This window comes from Lederbergia sp. NSJ-179 (assembly GCF_022867885.1).
Classification (GTDB): domain Bacteria; phylum Bacillota; class Bacilli; order Bacillales; family Bacillaceae_C; genus Lederbergia.
In genome coordinates, this window is the sequence record NZ_JALIFP010000012.1 from 21,243 (window position 1) to 38,892 (window position 17,650).

General features: G+C 39.5%; 18 protein-coding genes and 2 pseudogenes. 8 read left to right on the top strand and 12 right to left on the bottom strand.

Features of this window, described 5'->3' with window-relative positions:
- Window positions 1–2 precede the first annotated feature (2 nt).
- Window positions 3–986, top strand: a complete 984-nt coding sequence (locus MUB24_RS10955) for a ketoacyl-ACP synthase III (RefSeq protein WP_244703945.1) — start codon at window positions 3–5, stop codon at window positions 984–986.
- Window positions 987–1,107: 121 nt separating this feature from the next.
- Here the strand turns inward: MUB24_RS10955 and MUB24_RS10960 are convergent, their stop codons facing one another.
- Entirely contained in the window at window positions 1,108–1,731 is a 624-nt protein-coding gene (locus MUB24_RS10960) for a YdhK family protein (protein WP_244703946.1), read from the bottom strand.
- Between the two features lie 290 nt (window positions 1,732–2,021).
- Here MUB24_RS10960 and MUB24_RS10965 point away from each other — a divergent pair, with 290 nt between their 5' ends.
- Window positions 2,022–2,459, top strand: coding sequence for an Hsp20/alpha crystallin family protein (locus MUB24_RS10965; RefSeq protein ID WP_244703948.1), 438 nt, complete (start codon window positions 2,022–2,024; stop codon window positions 2,457–2,459).
- A gap of 234 nt (window positions 2,460–2,693) precedes the next feature.
- On the opposite strand, the gene MUB24_RS10970 is transcribed toward MUB24_RS10965, so the two are convergent.
- The 7 genes and pseudogenes from MUB24_RS10970 to MUB24_RS23265 form a co-directional block, all read right to left on the bottom strand.
- On the bottom strand, window positions 2,694–3,386 hold the full coding sequence (locus MUB24_RS10970; protein WP_244703950.1) for an N-acetylmuramoyl-L-alanine amidase family protein: 693 nt from the start codon (window positions 3,384–3,386) through the stop codon (window positions 2,694–2,696).
- 29 nt (window positions 3,387–3,415) lie between these two features.
- Complete coding sequence (locus MUB24_RS10975) at window positions 3,416–4,156, bottom strand: polysaccharide deacetylase family protein (protein WP_396426741.1); 741 nt, start codon at window positions 4,154–4,156, stop codon at window positions 3,416–3,418.
- Between the two features lie 346 nt (window positions 4,157–4,502).
- Entirely contained in the window at window positions 4,503–6,482 is a 1,980-nt protein-coding gene (locus MUB24_RS10980) for a sensor histidine kinase (protein ID WP_244703952.1), read from the bottom strand.
- Window positions 6,479–6,733 (bottom strand): annotated as a pseudogene (locus tag MUB24_RS23640) (winged helix-turn-helix domain-containing protein); the annotation flags it as partial. The gene MUB24_RS10980 and the pseudogene MUB24_RS23640, both read right to left, overlap by 4 nt.
- 65 nt (window positions 6,734–6,798) lie before the next feature.
- Window positions 6,799–7,162: pseudogene (locus MUB24_RS23645) on the bottom strand (response regulator); the annotation flags it as partial.
- Between the two features lie 263 nt (window positions 7,163–7,425).
- Entirely contained in the window at window positions 7,426–9,300 is a 1,875-nt protein-coding gene (gene abc-f, locus MUB24_RS10990; RefSeq protein WP_244703956.1) for a ribosomal protection-like ABC-F family protein, read from the bottom strand.
- A 248-nt stretch (window positions 9,301–9,548) separates the two neighbouring features.
- Complete coding sequence (locus MUB24_RS23265; protein ID WP_313898446.1) at window positions 9,549–9,668, bottom strand: RAxF-45 family protein; 120 nt, start codon at window positions 9,666–9,668, stop codon at window positions 9,549–9,551.
- Between the two features lie 446 nt (window positions 9,669–10,114).
- Here MUB24_RS23265 and MUB24_RS10995 point away from each other — a divergent pair, with 446 nt between their 5' ends.
- From MUB24_RS10995 to MUB24_RS11010, 5 genes are all read left to right on the top strand, one after another.
- Window positions 10,115–10,933: a lipid II flippase Amj family protein gene (locus MUB24_RS10995; protein ID WP_396426739.1), complete on the top strand. Its 819-nt coding sequence runs from the start codon at window positions 10,115–10,117 to the stop codon at window positions 10,931–10,933.
- A 90-nt stretch (window positions 10,934–11,023) separates the two neighbouring features.
- On the top strand, window positions 11,024–11,206 hold the full coding sequence (locus tag MUB24_RS11000; protein WP_244703958.1) for an HTH domain-containing protein: 183 nt from the start codon (window positions 11,024–11,026) through the stop codon (window positions 11,204–11,206).
- Entirely contained in the window at window positions 11,203–11,775 is a 573-nt protein-coding gene (locus MUB24_RS23270) for a helix-turn-helix transcriptional regulator (protein WP_280516955.1), read from the top strand. The genes MUB24_RS11000 and MUB24_RS23270 overlap by 4 nt, the downstream gene beginning before the upstream one ends.
- A gap of 11 nt (window positions 11,776–11,786) precedes the next feature.
- Window positions 11,787–11,921 carry a WCX domain-containing protein gene (locus MUB24_RS23275; protein ID WP_280516960.1) on the top strand — a complete coding sequence of 45 codons (135 nt, stop codon included), beginning with the start codon at window positions 11,787–11,789 and terminating at the stop codon, window positions 11,919–11,921.
- Window positions 11,922–12,076: 155 nt separating this feature from the next.
- The gene (locus MUB24_RS11010; protein ID WP_244703960.1) at window positions 12,077–12,559 is read left to right on the top strand and encodes a GyrI-like domain-containing protein; all 483 of its coding nucleotides are present in this window, start codon (window positions 12,077–12,079) and stop codon (window positions 12,557–12,559) included.
- 329 nt (window positions 12,560–12,888) lie between these two features.
- Here MUB24_RS11010 and MUB24_RS11015 read toward each other — a convergent pair whose 3' ends face one another.
- A complete protein-coding gene (locus MUB24_RS11015) occupies window positions 12,889–13,305 on the bottom strand; it encodes a DUF3139 domain-containing protein (RefSeq protein ID WP_244703962.1) in 417 nt (138 codons plus the stop codon).
- Complete coding sequence (locus MUB24_RS11020) at window positions 13,217–13,627, bottom strand: alpha/beta hydrolase (protein ID WP_244703964.1); 411 nt, start codon at window positions 13,625–13,627, stop codon at window positions 13,217–13,219. The genes MUB24_RS11015 and MUB24_RS11020 overlap by 89 nt, the downstream gene beginning before the upstream one ends.
- 414 nt (window positions 13,628–14,041) lie before the next feature.
- On the opposite strand from MUB24_RS11020, the gene MUB24_RS11025 reads away from it, so the two are divergent.
- Entirely contained in the window at window positions 14,042–14,890 is an 849-nt protein-coding gene (locus MUB24_RS11025) for an alpha/beta hydrolase (RefSeq protein ID WP_244703966.1), read from the top strand.
- A 210-nt stretch (window positions 14,891–15,100) separates the two neighbouring features.
- Here the strand turns inward: MUB24_RS11025 and MUB24_RS11030 are convergent, their stop codons facing one another.
- Both MUB24_RS11030 and MUB24_RS11035 read right to left on the bottom strand, forming a co-directional pair.
- Window positions 15,101–16,195, bottom strand: coding sequence for an acetyl-CoA C-acyltransferase (locus MUB24_RS11030; RefSeq protein ID WP_244703968.1), 1,095 nt, complete (start codon window positions 16,193–16,195; stop codon window positions 15,101–15,103).
- A 7-nt stretch (window positions 16,196–16,202) separates the two neighbouring features.
- Complete coding sequence (locus MUB24_RS11035; RefSeq protein ID WP_244703969.1) at window positions 16,203–17,648, bottom strand: AMP-binding protein; 1,446 nt, start codon at window positions 17,646–17,648, stop codon at window positions 16,203–16,205.
- Between the last annotated feature and the right edge of the window lie 2 nt (window positions 17,649–17,650).

Below are 17,650 nucleotides of genomic sequence, written 5' to 3' on the forward strand. Positions count from 1 at the left end.
TGATGGTTCACTCAAAGGCACGGATAACAGCGATTGGCACTGCTGTACCTAAAAAAAGATTACTCAATTCAGATTTAGAAAAATTGGTGGATACGAGTGATGAATGGATTGTTCAAAGAACAGGGATGAAAGAACGTAGAATTGCTGGTGAAAATGAGTTTGCATCGACTTTAGCTTTTCAGGCCATTGACCATTTAATCAAAACCTATGATAAAGATTTGCATGATGTCGATGGTATTATTGTAGCAACGACAACCCCCGATTATGCTTTTCCAAGTGTGGCCTGTCAAATTCAAGCCCATTACCAAATCCCTTGCGCAGGTGCATTTGATCTCAATGCAACTTGTGCAGGATTCACCTATGCTTTACATGTAGCCAATAATTTAATTACTGCAGAAGCTCATAAAAAGATTTTAGTGGTGGCGACCGAAACGTTATCAAAGGTAACGGATTATCAAGATCGATCTACTTGTATCTTATTTGGAGATGGGGCTGCCGCGATGCTGGTTGAGTATGATCCGGAAAATCCGAGCTTCCTCGCAAGCCATATGGGAACTGATGGGGATGGGGGCATTCATGTTTATCGTACGAATCTAGCATCGACGATGAACAACACGGCTCTCAATACTTCAGGGAAAATGGTGCAAAATGGACGGGAAGTGTACAAATGGGCTGTACGTACCATCCCAGACGGCATACAGGGATTAGCAGACAAAGCCCAGCTAACATTTACTGATATCGATTGGTTCATCCCCCATAGTGCTAACCTGCGGATGATCGAATCGATCTGTGAAAAATCAGGCTTTCCGATTGAAAAAACCTTAACAAGTGTCAAATATTTTGGGAACACATCTTCCGCCTCGATCCCATTAGCCTTACAACTTGGGATTGAAAATGGTCAGGTGCAAAACGGTGATACGCTCATGTTGTACGGCTTCGGTGGTGGTTTAACGCACCTAGGTATTATCCTAAAATGGAATTTATAATCTTTTTATGAAGGGTTAGACATTTTTCGACTTGTTGTCCTTATTGCTCGGGATATAATTCTAGCTCGTTTTGTTCGAATATCCACATAAACAGGAGAGAATACGCTTCTCTCCTGTTTTGCTACATATCTCCTTGTTGAACTGGCCCAAGTTCGTTTGCTGTTACCCATTTATGATTTTTGACTTCCTCCCCACCTGTTGACGGCTTACAGTCAATCATATAAACGTTTGTATGTTCAGAGGATTCAATTTCAGCTGTTGCCCCTTTCATTCCTTCCATATGGTCTGCTTCAAGTGTCACTTCTGTACCTGGGCTTACTGGTTCCTGAACGTCATCCGCTATTTCTTCCTGAATGACCCATTTATAATCTTTCACCGGCTCTCCACCATTTGTTGGTTTGTAAGAGACGACATAAGCGATGGTGTCATATGCACCGACAATGGTCGCTTCTGCTCCATCCATTCCTTTCATATGGTCCGTTTCAATTATAGCTTGACTCCCGACTGTGTATTTTGGAGCTTTCGCTTCCTTTAAACCTTCTGGTACTTCCCCTGAGCTCGAATGATGCATCGAATCATGACTTGAATTCGACCCTTTGTCCGTACTCTCTTGATTATTCTCTACATTTTCTTGAGAGGCTTGTCCCTCATCTTTTACCTCTTTATTCTGATTTGTAGCTTGTCCACAAGTTCCTAACGCAAGCATGGCAACATTAAGAGTTAAAATATACCGGTGTTTTGACATGGTGTTTCGTCTACCTCTTTCGTATAAAAAATTTTTTTTGCTAGAAAATATGTCATCGGTCCATTATTCTCTCCTGTTCTCTCGTTAAACCTCCCTCTAGTTTCTTAAAAGGGAAATACCCTTTCCTAGTCTTATTTAATTTTCAACGGTTGCTTTCCCTAGTCGTTCTACATTGTTTATCCGTATTTCAAGGCGCTGGCGCTATGCTTAGAATCAGATATTTCACAGGAATATTCTCACGGTTAATTAGAAATAATAACCCTGATATCAAATATTGGGAGGAAAGCATTATGGCATTAATACCTTATGAACCATTCAGACACCTAGACAATATGAGAAGAGATTTTGATCGCTTTTTTACGGATTTTCCACTTTCATTTGGGAATGAGCAACATTTAGGTTCGATTCGAGTCGATGTTCATGAAACACCGAATGAAGTTGTCGCAACCTGTGATATCCCCGGCCTTGAGAAAAAGGAAGATGTGAACATCGCTATTGAAAATAACATGTTACAGGTGAGTGGGACGATCCAGCGAACGAATGAAATGAATGAAGAACATATGCACCGAAAAGAACGTTATGTAGGCCGATTCCATCGTTCCATCTCACTCCCAAGCCCTGTTTCACACGAGGGAGTTACCGCCACTTATCGGAATGGTGTCCTTGAAATCAAGATGCCTAAGCTGGAAAATGATAATAGACAAAGAATTGATGTAGAATTCCATTAAAATGGAGTAAATGGATGAAAGACCGAGCGGGAATCGGTCTTTTTTCATTCATTTGGTCAAATGTGGAGAACGAAAAGTCAAATTGTCTAAAGAATTTTTTCAGCATTCGATAAAATTGGAGAAAGGGCTTTGAACAGGGGAGATTACGGGCGATTCGTTACCCTTTCGACCATCAGCCTCCGAACGAGCACGATAAATTAAGATTGCCCGTAATCCAAGTCGTGGCTTTGTATCCTATCCTTCAAAAAAGGTCTTAATTCCATCTACAATCCCTGTAGCGACTTTCTCTTGAAAAGCGGCAGAATTGATTCGGGCTTCGTCCTCGGCATTTGAAATATATCCAAGTTCGAGCAACACCGCTGGTACTTTGTTTTCTCTTAATACATAATAATCTCCATAAGAGACGCCGCGATTACGGGCTTTAATATCTTCCATAAATATGTGCTGATGGATGCATTCTGCTAGTTTTTGGTCACGTTTATGATAATAATAGGATGTCATCCCTTCTACATCGTTTGTCTCAAATGCGTCATAATGGATGCTTACAAATAAATCTGCTTGATTTTCAGCTGCCAACTCTACCCGCTCTTCAAGTTCGACATATTTATCATCATCGCGTGTCATTTGAACCTCTGCGCCGGCTTGCTCTAGTGCCGCCTTAATTTTATTTGCTGTCTCTAATGTAACTTGCTTCTCAAGCGTACCATTTTGGCCGCTGGCTCCAACATCATTGCCACCATGCCCGGGATCAAGTACAATTCTTCTTCCTTCCAAAGCCAATTTTTTTTCGGCTTTTGTCGTTTTATTACTTTCCGTTCCAGCGATTCTTTCCTTATTTTCATTTTTTTCATTTTTCTCAAATTCAAATAAATGAGTCGCCGCAAAAGCTATAATCATAATCAAGACGAGTACTTTCAATATTTTCATATAAATTTCCTTTCTAGGTAAATCCATTTTTATAAACGAGAATCTGATAAAAAGTTATTGGGAAAATGATGTTGATCACTGTAGACCCCAAACTCATAGCCCTGCTCCTTGAAAAATGCAATAATTTGCGGTAACAGCTTCAAGGTTTGTTCCTTTTCGTGCATAAGGACAACTTCAACATCCTCTGTTGTAGTCGATTTTATATTGTCCATGATTTTTTTGGGGTCATTGGGATATTTCCAATCTTGGGAGTCAATTGTCCAATCCCAAACTTTCAATCCTGCTTCAATGACCTGATCGTGAATAAGTTCGTCTTGCAACCCGGGAATAGACCCATAAGGAGGACGCACTAAATGAGGATTCGTTCCTGTAATCTCATGAATTAACGCTAATGTTTCCTGCATTTCTGGAACAAACTGCTTGTTTTTATATAATTCGTCAGAATCATGTGTCATACTATGGGCGCCAACATAATGACCTTCCCTAGTGGCTCGTTTCACATCCGATTGAAAGGATGATTGTTTTAAATAGTTTCCTTGCATAAAAAAGGTTGCATGAACTCCATGTTCCTCTAAAACATCAAGAAAAGCTCCGGTCCATTCACTTGGACCATCATCGAAAGTTAAGTAGACCATTTTCTCGTTTTTCTTATCCTCTGATACTTCTTTCCCCTTTTCTATCTCCTCTTCCATTTGCTTATCAGCTTCTTCTTTCATTTTTTCTTCGCTTTTTCGTGGTGAAGGACTGGTTTTTTCAAACGTTTCGGCCATTGTTTTCTTATCCTCTATCTTGTCAATGGGGGATGCTGCTTTTATGAAGTAATCTATCACCCAAACAAGGGACACTACTAAAAAAATTAATAGTCCTATTTTAAAAAAGATTCTTATCCTTCTTTTCTCCCCACTAGACTGGTTTTGCATAAGTTTCCCTCCCTTCTTTTATCCCTTTTATCTCTATTGCTAGATTAAACATGCGAGATATAGATAAAATGAAGATGAGATGGATTTTGGCTAAAGAAATAAGAAAAGCACAAGGCGCCCGTCTAGCGACGTACAAAAAAAGCTATTAAGTCATGGCTAAACCCATGACCTAATAGCTTTTGCTCCGATCAAACTGTTACTTGTTTTTTCTTAAATAAAAATAAAACAATACACCTGTTTCTGTATTTTCTACTCCATATTTACTTCCATGGAGTTCAAGAATATTTCTGGAAATGGCTAGTCCCAAACCTGTTTCACCTTTTGAGCGCTCTCGAGAAGTGTCCCCGCGGTAAAATCGATCCCAAATTTTTTCCAATCGTTCCATAAGAATCGGTTCGCCTGTGTTTTCTACACAAACTTTCACTTGATTCTCTTCATCCTTTACCGAAATAGTCACGACACCTGCTTCTGGTGTGTGACGGATCGCATTCGTTAAGAAATTCGTGATCACCTGCTCAATCCGATGTTCATTTGCGATCACTTCAAACGGCGGTAGCTCCAGTCTAATTGTCACTTGCTTCTTGGAGGCCTCTAAGATAAGAGGGGCACAAACCCGTTCGATCATTTCATCAATATAGAAGGGTTCCACTTGCATTTGATACGTGCCTGATTCATATTTGGCCAATTCAAGCATATCGGCAATGAGCCGATCCATCTTGTCCACTTCCTTCTCCAGTGCCTGAAAGTAGTACCCCCTTTTATGCTTAGCCACATCATCTTGTAAAATGGAAATCGTGCTTTTCATAATACTTAACGGTGTTTTAAGCTCATGCGAGACACCTGAAATAAATTCTCTTCTTGTGTTCTCTAGCTGCTTTTCTTTTTCAATATCCTGCTGTAGCTGCTTAATATGTTTGTGTAATGTGTTCGAAAGAATATTGATGTTTTCCGATAATGTCCCCAATTCATCCCTTGATTTCACAGTGACACTTTCGGAGAAGTCCAAGTTAGCCATTTTTTTCGTTGTTTGATTCATTTTCAGCAGGGGACTAGCGATTTTTTTCGAATAATAAAAGGAGGCTAATAAAACAAGAAGCATCACGAAAACAATTAAATAAACATAATACTCCTTTACCATTTGCACAGCCTCATCCACTGGCTGTAGTGATGTCATCGCAATTAGATAGGATTTTTGACCATCGATTGACAAGGGCTTGATTAATATTTTGTACTGAATATTATTTTGCTCATCGTCTTCCACTTGAATGGATTGGTCCATTGTTGGATTTGGTTTCAACAGAAGAGAGGCTTGAAAATCTTTGATTTTATCCATAAATAGAGTGTTTGTGTAGATAGCATTCGATCCTTCTCCCCGATTGGGAAGCTGTACAGCTGTAACCGTTCCAATCAACTGAACAATATCTTGTGGTGAACTTGCCGGTTCTACTGGTTTCACCTGCTCCAATGTAGACTCTTCTCTTATATCGGCTGGCGATTGTGAACTAGATTCTTTGAGGAAGGAGCGATCTGTTTCCTGCAATTGGCCTGAAGGGTTTTGTTCGATCCACTTGCTGAGATATTCTCCTGCTGCTTTTTTCAACTGCTTATTTTCCCAGTAAGCGACATTTTCTTGTTCCTGTTCCAGCTCATATGGGTCCAAAGCTCCGATCGTTCCTAGCGTATTAGGCACAAATATTCCTAAATGGCCGATGACATAAGGGACGACAGTCGATCCTCTCTTAATCCCGTATATGCCAATGCGTACATCTGGCTTAAGAAGAAGATCATCTGCCAAAGCATCCTCAAAATCCAGCAAATAGTGGAGAGGAATACGAATTGTTTTATCAGCAAAGGCTTCGTCCTTCGTTCGTTCTGACTGAAATTCCAAGTAAAAATCATCCACGTTTTTCAAATTTCCATTTTGATCCAATGTCGTAATCCATGTATTGTGTTCTTGATAAAAATCCTGTTCCAGTTTTTGTTGAACATATTTGTTTTCCTTGTTTTGCATGTACTCGTCTGCATAACGATCCATGGCCGCCTGAATATCATTGACTTTTTGATGGGCATAATATTGCTTAAAAAAAAATGTTTGCCCGATAAAAACAGTCGTTAAGATAAACACGCAAAGCAAGGTGGTCAGGGTAAATAGTTTGAAAACAATTTTACTTCTCATACAGTCCCCTCAAATTTATAGCCTAGGCGCACAATTGTTTTGATCGCATCTGCCTTATCACCAAGCTTGGTTCGGACATTCCGTATATGCGTATTAATAGTGCGGTCATCACCGGCATATTCATAACCCCAAACCTTGATAATTAATTGTTCCCTAGTAACCACAATCCCTTCGTTTTGCATGAGGTAGGAGAGGATTTCAAATTCAGTATGTGTAAGATTGATGCTTTGACCATCAACCATCACCGATCTGGCAGCCAAATTAATGGAAATGCCATTCGCGGATTTTACCTGTTGTTCTTCCACAACGCTCTTTTGACGACGACTTTGCAATAATCGTTTGGCCCGTGCCAATAATATAGCTGGACTATATGGTTTCGTCACATAGTCATCTGCCCCAAGTTCAAAGCCTAATAATGTATCTTCTTCCTCAACACGTGCGGTCAGCATAATAATGGGAACATCCGCCGTTTTTCGAATCCGCCTGCAAACAGACCAGCCATCTAATTTGGGCAGCATAATATCTAAAATAATCAAATCTACCTTTTCATTGTCAAATAATTGCAGGGCCTTTTTCCCATCATTCGCTTCCAGCACGTGGAAATTTTCATTTAAAAAATAGTCTTTAAGCACTTCTCTTAGAATTTGCTCATCTTCAACAATCAGAATGGTTTCATTCATCGCTTTACCCTCCATTGTTATTCGTTTAAGTATATCAAAATAATGTAAAGATTAGATAAAGACAAACCATTATTTAGAGTAGAAAAAATTTCCTTTCCCAGCTCTAATTGCTCTACCTTCTACCCGAATTGCCGAACTTCATGATCCGATTGTTGTACTTTCTAGCAGAATTGCAGAACTTCATAACCTATCGAGGATCTTCCTTTGCACTTTATTGCTAATACTTTGGAGAGCAAGAGCCCTCCATTTCAGACCTTCCCAAATTACTCCTCCAACTGTTCGTAAAGCCTTTCCCACTGCTTTTCTAAATCCTCCTTTTCGTTATACATTTTCTGTATCTCTTCCAACTCCTGAGTTCCCGCTAATTTTTTATCCAATGTTACCAATGATTGTTCGATTGCTTCTAATTCCTTTTCAATGTCTCCATTTTCACGACTCTTCTGCTGTTTTTCTTGTTCCAGTTTCTTTCTTTTTTGTGGGGCTGGTTCGATGGCAGTCTTCATAAGCCTCTTCTCAGCCATTTTCTCTTTCGCCCAAGTATAATCCCCTTCAAAGCAGTGAACTTCTCTCTCCTCTATCCAATAAATCTTTTCAAATAACCGATTGAGAAAATAACGGTCATGCGAAACAGCTACAATCGTTCCGTTATAATCATCCAGTGCTTCTTCTAATACTTCTCGAGACTCGATATCTAAATGGTTGGTTGGCTCATCTAAAATCAGCACATTCATATCTTGATGCATAAGCTGGGCTAAACGAAGTCGCATCTTCTCGCCGCCACTCATTTGAGACACCTTCCGAAAAACCGTATGCCCGTAAAATAAAAATTTCGCTAAAATTTGCCTGGCCTCTCCCTCTGTGACGGGTACTTCATTTCGAAATGCCTCTATGATCGTCGTTTCATCATCCATATCTGAAAAAACATGCTGGGCCAAATAGCCAATTTTTACGCTACTTCCTACCCGGACTTCTCCCTCATCACAATCTACTTGTTGAAGGATAAGCTTTAGCAATGTTGACTTCCCTGATCCATTTTCCCCGACAATCGCGACTCGTTGCTGATAGGTGATATGCATATGCACATCCTTGAAAAGCAATTTTTCCCCAAACCGTTTTGCGACATCCTTCATTAAAATCACATCGTTTCCACTTCGCTTCGACGCATCCATTTCAAGGCCCATTTTCTTTCGATTTAATGGCGGTCGCTTTAATTTTTCCATCCGTTCTAAGGCCCTTTCCATATTCGTTGCTCGCTTATGAAGACCCTCATTCGGCGGCTTCGCTCTGTTCGCCCAATCTCGAAGTCGTTTAATCGCTTCCTTTATTTTTTTGATTTTCTTTTGCTGTTCCTCATAAGCCTGAAACTCCCTTAGTAGCATCTCTTCCTTTTCCTTGATAAATCCAGAAAAATTAGTGTGATAACACGTCAATTCGCCATCCTCTAAATCCAAAATCTTATTCACCACTTCATCTAAAAAATACCGATCATGAGAAATAACGATGATCGTTCCCTCATATGCTTGTAAGAAGTCTCCCAACCATTCCACTGCCATCAGATCCAAATGATTCGTTGGTTCATCTAATAGTAAAAAATCCGGATTTTTAAGTAGCATAAGGGCTAAGCTTATCTTTGTTTTTTCTCCGCCACTTAAGCTTGCAAATTTTCTTTCCAAAAGATCAGCCAACTTCAAACCGCCCACCACTTTTTCAATCTTGACGTCGATTTCATACCCACCTTTTATTGTAAAAGTCTCTTGAAACTCTCCATAATCATCGATTAGTCTTTGGAGTAGCTCTCCGTCCGTTTCCTTTGTCATCGCTAACTCAAGCTTTTTCATTTTTTCTTCTATTTCGAGAAGTTCCGAGAAAGCCGTCTTCAGCACAGCAGTCACAGAGATTCCACTGTCAAACTCTGGTATTTGCGAGAGATAGCCAATAGTGGAGCCCTTTCTCCAATGAATTTGTCCAGCATCCAGTGTGTCCTCACCAGCTAATAACCGAAATAATGTCGTCTTCCCGCTCCCATTCCGGCCAACTAAACCAACCCGATCTCCTTTCTTCACTTCAAATGATATATTTTCAAAAATGATATGCCCACCATACATTTTTTTCGCCTGATTCACACTACAAGCAATCATACAAACTCCTCCTTTTTCTCTACATTTTTAAAATTGACCCCCACGAGCCCCCATGCTTTTTTACACGACAAAAAAAGCCACAGGGAAATACAACACTTCCCCATGGCTTTTGGATGCAAAAAAAGAAGAGCGTGAAAGACTCTTCTCAACCAATATTATTTAAGAGGATGTTCAAAAAATCCAGTAAAACTCTTTTTGAACTCGCTCTTTATTGTGGGTATAGAGATGTTTTCACTGTTTTTCATCTGCTATTCAGTTGCTAAAAAAGGGCATACGTATCCCGTCGCAAGCAAAACAGCAAATTTTGCACGGCAAAAATATAAAAAGTCGATCATAAAACCGTGCACAAAAACAGCTTCCTTCAACATCCTTCCCACCTCCGTTCGTACTTATTGTTTTTATTTTATTATGCTCCACTTAAAATTTCAAGTTTTTTCAGATAAAAATTTTGGGTCTAGGAGATTTTACATCCATATATTTTCCATCCATAAGAAAATTTTACAAAAACATCTCATAAAGGAACATTTGTATATTTTGATGTTTAATCAGTCAAAGTTTAAGGCTAATTGGTCGAAATTCGGCACTAAACGGTCGGAGTTTAAGACTAATTGGTCGAAGGGCGAAGCTAATTGGTCGAAACTCCACGTTAAATGGTCAGATACTACTATGAAATGGTCGAAGCATTGAAAAATATCATTTCAGTAGCTTCTACTCTCCTGCTATAACACTTCCAACGTCTCACCTAAAAAACCCTTCCCCTCTTCCTCCTTCATTGTGTTACCATAAGAAGAAAATATAGTAAGTAGGTCATGAGATGTTGGAACTTTTTTCGGAAAAATTAATCTTTATCGCGCTATTTATCTTTATCATTCATTCAATCGAGACACTTGCCTATGCTGTTCGCTTGTCTGGAGCTAGAGTTCGCTTGCTAGCATCTGCGCTATCGTTATTTAATCTTATGGTAATCGTTTCGCGCATGGCCAATATGATGCAACAATCATTTACAGGAAGTCTTGTTGATAATGCGCCAAAAATGGACACTTTAGCGTTTGTGGAAAACCAATACAGAGTGATTATTGCCTCGTCCACATTAGGCACAATGATGGGCATTTTACTACTACCTACTTTTATCGCTTTATTTTCAAGAGCGATTATTCATTTATCTGAAGAACGAGGCTCGATTCCCGCCTTACTCAAAAAGGGATTCACATTCGAATACATTAAACGTGGAATCAAACATATTCATTTGCCAAGATTCGTTTATTTAAAAGATATAAGCTGGAGAGATATTCCAATCAAGTTATTTATAATCAATATGCTTATTACCGCTATTTACACCATTGGCGTCTTATCTGCTTTGTATGCATCCTTACTTGCACCTGAGAGAGCCTCTACTGCGATTATGGCGTCAGGTCTGATCAATGGACTTGCGACCATTCTACTGACCATTTTTATTGATCCGAAAATTTCGATCCTAGCAGATGATGTGATTAATCAAAGAGGAAGCTATATTACACTCAAAGGAACCTCTCTTATGATGATCACCTCACGATTATTTGGAACCATCCTTGCCCAATTATTTTTCATCCCTGGTGCTGAATATATTGCATGGCTGACAAAATTCATTGTGTGAACTTTATTTTCATCCACGAGAAAATTTCAAGCAGCTGTATACGCACTTGTGTTTTGATTGAAACATACGAAAATAAAAAAGGGGATACATATGAAACTTGATCGTCTTTTACGTTTAACCATGCTTTTACTTAATCGAAAAAAAATAACGGCGCAAGCATTAGCAGAAGAATTGGATGTTTCTGTCCGGACGATTTATCGTGATATCGACGTATTAAGCAGCGTCGGGATTCCCGTGATTAGCCATCAAGCGCCCATGGGGGGATCGGTTTGATCGAAGGCTATCGAATCGACAAACATTTTCTAAAAGAAGAAGAGCTTTCTTCCCTATCGACGGCATTAAAGAGCCTCCTGACAGCCTATGAAGATCCTAATGCTAAAACCGTTTTGGAAAAGATAAGCCATATTGCTGATAGTGAACCGAAAGTGGATTACCTTTTTATTGATGACAGCCCTTGGGGTCAAAATGTGCACATAAAGCAAAAGCGGACGATTTTAAAACAAGCAATCGAAACAAGTAGACGTGTGACGATCGAGTATGCAAATGGTACCTCACGGGTAATTGAACCCCATACACTTGTTCAAAAAGGCCGTTCTTGGTATGTGTATAGCTATTGTTTGCAGCGACAGGCATTTCGTTTATTTAAGCTTGCTAGAATAAAAGAGTTACAACTATCGGAGGAAACCTTTCAACGGAAAGAGGTCGATGTATCCGATCTTCCTTGGGACAAAGCATGGTATGATCATCAGGTCATTACCTTAAAACTAGCCTATCAACAAGAAATTCGTGAAAAAATGGAGGAAATGTTTGGCGTTGAGGCATTGGATACGGAAAAAAAATAGCCACCATCCAACTGCCAGAAGATCAGTGGCTATACGGCTTTCTCTTAAGTTTTTCCGATAAAATAGAGGTGCTAGAACCCGTGCATATTAGGGAGATTATACAACAGCAAGCAAGAAATATTTTAAAAGTGTATGAAGAAACATGACAGACTGTTGTCTTCGAAGTGTCATTTTTACAGGACTTTTTGAACATCCTCTATTAGGGAAATTGTTCAACAGCAAGATTTTAAAAGTGTATGAAATATGACAGACTGTTGTCAAGTTTAGCTTGCTATAGTCATAAATAAAGGGGGTGAATTCATTGCAAGAACCAATCATAAAAAAGAGGGCCGCATTCAAAGTCATGGGAATATCTGTAGAGACCACAAACGAGAACGAGATGACGGCTCAAGCGAAAATCCCTTTATTATGGGATCGATTTTATCAGGAAGGGATTTCCAAGCAAATCCCTAATCCGTTAGATGGCCATACCGTGTATGGAGTCTATTCGGATTATGCGACCGATGTGGATGGAGCTTATCAGATGACTATCGGCTTAGAAGTGGGCAATGACTCTCAATCAAACGAATTTGTTGTCAAAACCATCCCAGCTTCACAATATCTCGTCTTTACTTCTGAGCAAGGCCCGCTCTCCAAAATCGTTGTCGTGCTTTGGCAGGACATTTGGAAATACTGTGAAGAGGCCAATATCAAGCGGTCGTATACAGGGGATTTTGAAGAGTATGGTGAACGATGCGCAGACCCGGAAAATGCGCAAGTGGAGATTTATATTGCGATAGAATAACAAAAGGAAACATCGACATTTCTTTATAGGGAATGTCGATGTTTATAACACAGTCACTATGCATATCGATTAAAAAATGAAAGGAGAAACAATTTTGAATAATAATGAAAGTTTGCAAATGCTTTATCTATTCATCCACAAATGATATGGCGAAATATTTAATGGCACGTATGGAAAACAAACAAAATGTAATAGGTCGATCTAGTAGAAATAAAATGTTTTCTATGGATTGTAACAATGAGAAGGGCTGTTGTGGCGAAGGCCAAAGCGCCCATTGTGAGAGCTGTGTTAAGATACGTGAACACACCAACGACGATTCGTTTTAAAAATTAGTCCCGATTTTCGAGAGAATGAACACATTTTTTCTCACTGTGTTTTGTTTCAGTTTTAACTATATCTGTAACACCATCTGGTGATAATCTGTCTTTTTCACAAAATTGTTTAACCTGTTTTCCTTTTTTGGTTATTCCGTAATAATAAGTTGTATCAGGCTCATCTTTGAAGATAACCATATAATGTCCGTGGTAATAATCATTATTTATGAGGTACTTCGGCTCTACATAATGAGATTCTTCTATTTCGTTTTCTGTGTATCCTTTTTCCTCCAAATAAACTGGAACATTTTTATCTGCTATATATTTTGTATAGGGATTTCCGTTATTTAGAACATAAAAAAAACCTAGCGGAATTGTCACGATAATGAGCATAATTAGACTCAAGGAAATCCACAAAACTTTTTTCTTCATAATCCCCCTCCTCCAGCACCCAGCGAACAGAAGATTTCGCATCCGCAATCGCTTGTTTTGGTGTAAATCCCTCATCATGACCAGCCCGATAATCCACACAGATTGCGACCATGCCCAGTTGGGAGAAATAATAGTTGGCTTGGTGTTGAAAAACGGCCGGTGATTGTGGATTCTTTTTAAAACTGCCACCGATAAAAAAGAGGATTGCTGATCTTTTTTTCATCGAACCTTCTGGCTCAAATATATACAGTTTCAAATCTCTTGTCCCTATGTTCTTATACGTTTTCTCGATCACTGGAAAATCAAACTGCAGCACTCTCATTTTTTCTCCTCCATTTTAAAAAGATCCCCATTCATTTTTTATTTTCCGTATCACGTCATTGACAAAACTTTGCTTTCCCTGCTTTTAGCAATCATGCTCTTCACGAAATTATGCGACCAACACTACTTTTGTGATTTTGAATCTTTTGAACAAAGCCTTATTCCGTTCCTTCATAAGCTACGAAAACGATATCATTTCCGGCATCAACCATCAGATCCACAATGTTTTGTTTAGTGTGTAGAGCCTATTGAGGACCCGGAGTATCCCCATAGTGCCACCAATATATCTTAGATCCATATATAGCTATTATAATCCATCACACTAATATGCGAAAGACAGTTTCTTTTAGGCGTAAAAATAAAAATAAAAATACAGGGTAATCTAAAGCAAGTAAACAATTCTGGAGGTGTCAAGATGTATATCACCGGTTATTTTTCTGGATTCGATGGCGTGAGATTATTTTACCGTGGATGGATACCCCAAGAGCCACGTGGTTTTTTAATTTTAATTCATGGAGCAGGTGAGCATTCCGGCCGCTATTCCCATATCGGTGAAATATGTATGGAGCATCAACTGGGGTTACTTGCGCCTGATTTACGAGGTTTTGGAAAATCAGGTGGACCTCGTGGACATGTTAATCATTTTACAGATTACTTAGCTGATTTAGGAAAATTAATCGAGGCGTTTCAAATCCAGTATCATTCTGCCCCATTATTTATTTTTGGACATAGCTTAGGGGGGCTCATTGCGATTCGTTATGGTCAAATATACCCACAAAAAGCAAAGGGATTTATTTTATCGTCTCCTGCATTAGAGATCCGATTTCCTCTTCCTCCATTATTAAAAAAAACATTGGAATTCTGTTCTTGGATTTCCCCAAATTTATCGATTCAACCTTTCAAATGGATGGAGATACTAAAAAAAATTCGCCGTTTAAATCACTATTTTCCAGAACCTGATGTAGAAATCATCGAGGATCCACTATTCACTTTTGAATATACTCCGCGTTGGCTAACGGAATTACTTCATAATGGAATTTACGCTTTATTAGATACTTCAAAATTCCGCTTCCCGATTTTGTGTCTTTATGACCAACAGGATCCAATCGTCCATCCTGATTCCATCTTACGTTTTTTGGATTCCATTTCCATTCAGGATAAAAAATATGTCATGTTTGAAGAAGGGCTTCATAGACATTGGCATGCAAACCATTGTGAGCATGCAATAGAAAATGTTATGACGTGGCTAACTCCCCGTTTATAGAGGTTGTTTAAAAGGTAAGGATCAAAAGAAGGACAAAATGGATGAACAGCTAAGTACGCGCCGTCCTGGCGCAACACTGTTCTGACCAACATCCTGTTGGCCTAAGTTCGCGCCGTCCTGGCGGCAGGCTCAAAACGCAACGTCCTGTTGCTTCGCTTGCACTAGTAGCTCCCTGTACGTCGCAACACTGACCAATGGACGGCCAACCCTTTATCGAACTACCTCAAATAAAATGGCCAGTCCCACCCCGCCTCCACTCCCTATGGCCGCTATCACATAGTTTACATCTATTCTTCTTTGTACTTCATAAAACAATCTAGTGACTAGGATGGCTCCAGACGCTCCATAGGGATGGCCAATGGTGAGGGCACCACCATTCACATTTAATTGTTCATATGAAATAGAAAGTTCTTGAGCACAGGAGACGATTTTTGAAGCAAAGGCTTCATTTATTTCAAATAGGTCGATATCTTCTATCGTTAATTGATTCCGCTGTAATAATGTTTGAATAGCCGGGACAGGTGCAATGCCCGGATAAAAGGGATGCACTCCAGAAACTTGACTGTCCACAAAACGAAGAACGGGCTGAAACCCGAGATGCATGGCTTTTTTCTCCACCATAATGAATGCAACACTAGCTCCATCATGAATACCGCAACTATTAGCAGCTGTGACCGTTCCATTTTTGAGAAAACAAGGTGTAGCTCGTTCTAATAACTTTTTCATATTCCTTTGATGGAATAATTCTTCATCTTGATTATAAGAACCTACCCCTACTATTTCTTGCGCATAGTAGCCAGATTTAAACGCATTCCAGCTGCGTTGATAGCTTAATAACGTATATTTATCCTGCATTATTTTCGTAATATTGTATTTTTTAGCGACATTTTCGGCTGCCTCCCCCATGTCAGGATCCCCTATTTTGTCAGGAGAAAAACGAGCACGTTCAGAATATGGGGATGTACTTGTACTTTCTACCCCACCTGCAAGGTAACAGGCTCCCGCTCCTGCTTGAACAAGGTAACAAGCAATTCGGATCGCTTCAAGACCTGCACTACATTGCCGGTCAATTGTAAATCCCGGAACAGAAAGCGGCAGTCCAGCCTCAAGAGCCGCTAAGCGGGCCACATTTCCCCCAGGACCAACTACATTTCCAAGGATAACATCCTCGACTTCCTCTTTGATTCCTTCGGAAAGAAAGGTAAGCAGCGGGCTGACCAGTTCAGATGGAGTAAGCTGGCTATACATTCCATTTTTCTTTCCAATGGCTGTCCGTTTTGCATTCACAATCACGGCATTGTTCATATCGATTTTACGCCTCTTTTACTAGATATTTTAATTGTGACCGAGCAATTTTCCCTCCGGATGTGATGGGCATTTTTTCAATAAAGTACCACTTTCTTGGCAATTTATATGAAGCCAATCTTGCTTTGCACCAGCGGACAAGGTCATTTTTCGCTGCCTTGCCTTGAATCACCGCAACAGCAATTTGTCCCCAATAAGCATGAGGAATTCCGATAATGGCAGCCGTTTCAACATCAGGATGTAATAATAATACCGACTCAATTTCCTCTGGGAAAATGTTGATTCCGCCATATAGAATCATATTATTTTCTCGTCCGACAAGATATAAATCACCCTCTTCATCAAGATAGCCCATATCATGAACGGTTACCCAACCATGTTCATCATGAATTTCTTGGATGGTTGCAGAATCCATACCCATTTCGATGTAGCCGATAAACGTCATCTTACTGCGCACAAAGATTTTACCCACTTCGTATGGTTTAACCATTGTTTGATTATCGTTTCTTATTTGTATTTCTACGTTATGACATGGCTTTCCAACAGAGCCGCGTTTATGTTCATTAGCCCGAACAGTGACAAAACTTAATTCACTTGCACCGTAAAATTCATATAAAGAATGTTGCGGAAATATATCTGCCATTTTCTGCTTTGATCGTTCTTCCAATTTTGCGCCAGATGACATGATTTTTAATGGTGTTTCGATTATCCTCTCTCCTTTATGTAATGCTTCAATCATCGTTGGGACTAAATAGAGGACTGTGATCGGAAAGGTCTGTAAAAATGAGAATGTCTGTAAAGTGGTAAACTTCTCTAATAAATAAACCGTTCCACCTAAAAATAATGTGCTAATGGCTCCATATAAAAAATGAGAAGAAATAAGATTACCTGGTATAAGTACTTGATCCTTTTCTTCAATATCGAAGTCTCTGCGACTACATTCAAAACTTTCAACCCAAGATTGATGGGAACGAATAAAGGCTTTTGGATTGCCGGTAGATCCAGATGTAAAACCCATATAAAAGGGAGGATCACTACATTTGATTTGAAGCGGTTTTATGTGTAGGGTTTGCTTGATTTTTACTAAACAATCTTCCCATAACATGACATTTGTATAGAGCTTTTTAAGTTTTTGCACATATGTTGTTGTCGTAATCCAAATAGTTGGACGAGCTAGAGCACCACGTTTAAGCATCTCGTCCTCTTTCCATTTTAAATCAAAGGGCACCGCTACCCATCCTGCTGCTGCAGCGCCTGCGAAAATTTGCAAAAAAGGAATCCCATTTGGCAGATACATTCCTACCGTTTTATGGGAACTCTGTAAAGAATCAAACCAATTGGCTGTTTGCTCGACGAGCCTATTCCAATCACGGTAACTTAATTTTTCCTCATGTGTATAAATGGCTAATTTTTCTGGATATTGTTTTGCATAGGTAGAGGTAATAAGACTCATAA

Bases quoted from the DNA above. Each gene is read 5' to 3' on its own strand.
- MUB24_RS10970 (WP_244703950.1), bottom strand. From the start codon at position 3,386: ATGAAAATATTGAAAGTACTCGTCTTGATTATGATTATAGCTTTTGCG.
- MUB24_RS11030 (WP_244703968.1), bottom strand. From the start codon at position 16,195: ATGAACAATGCCGTGATTGTGAATGCAAAACGGACAGCCATTGGAAAG.
- MUB24_RS11020 (WP_244703964.1), bottom strand. From the start codon at position 13,627: ATGAGAGTGCTGCAGTTTGATTTTCCAGTGATCGAGAAAACGTATAAG.
- MUB24_RS23265 (WP_313898446.1), bottom strand. From the start codon at position 9,668: ATGTTGAAGGAAGCTGTTTTTGTGCACGGTTTTATGATCGACTTTTTA.
- MUB24_RS10995 (WP_396426739.1), top strand. From the start codon at position 10,115: ATGTTGGAACTTTTTTCGGAAAAATTAATCTTTATCGCGCTATTTATC.
- MUB24_RS10980 (WP_244703952.1), bottom strand. From the start codon at position 6,482: ATGAGAAGTAAAATTGTTTTCAAACTATTTACCCTGACCACCTTGCTT.
- abc-f (WP_244703956.1), bottom strand. From the start codon at position 9,300: ATGATTGCTTGTAGTGTGAATCAGGCGAAAAAAATGTATGGTGGGCAT.
- MUB24_RS10975 (WP_396426741.1), bottom strand. From the start codon at position 4,156: ATGGCCGAAACGTTTGAAAAAACCAGTCCTTCACCACGAAAAAGCGAA.
- MUB24_RS10965 (WP_244703948.1), top strand. From the start codon at position 2,022: ATGGCATTAATACCTTATGAACCATTCAGACACCTAGACAATATGAGA.
- MUB24_RS10960 (WP_244703946.1), bottom strand. From the start codon at position 1,731: ATGTCAAAACACCGGTATATTTTAACTCTTAATGTTGCCATGCTTGCG.
- MUB24_RS11035 (WP_244703969.1), bottom strand. From the start codon at position 17,648: ATGAGTCTTATTACCTCTACCTATGCAAAACAATATCCAGAAAAATTA.
- MUB24_RS10955 (WP_244703945.1), top strand. From the start codon at position 3: ATGGTTCACTCAAAGGCACGGATAACAGCGATTGGCACTGCTGTACCT.
- MUB24_RS11000 (WP_244703958.1), top strand. From the start codon at position 11,024: ATGAAACTTGATCGTCTTTTACGTTTAACCATGCTTTTACTTAATCGA.
- MUB24_RS11025 (WP_244703966.1), top strand. From the start codon at position 14,042: ATGTATATCACCGGTTATTTTTCTGGATTCGATGGCGTGAGATTATTT.
- MUB24_RS11015 (WP_244703962.1), bottom strand. From the start codon at position 13,305: ATGAAGAAAAAAGTTTTGTGGATTTCCTTGAGTCTAATTATGCTCATT.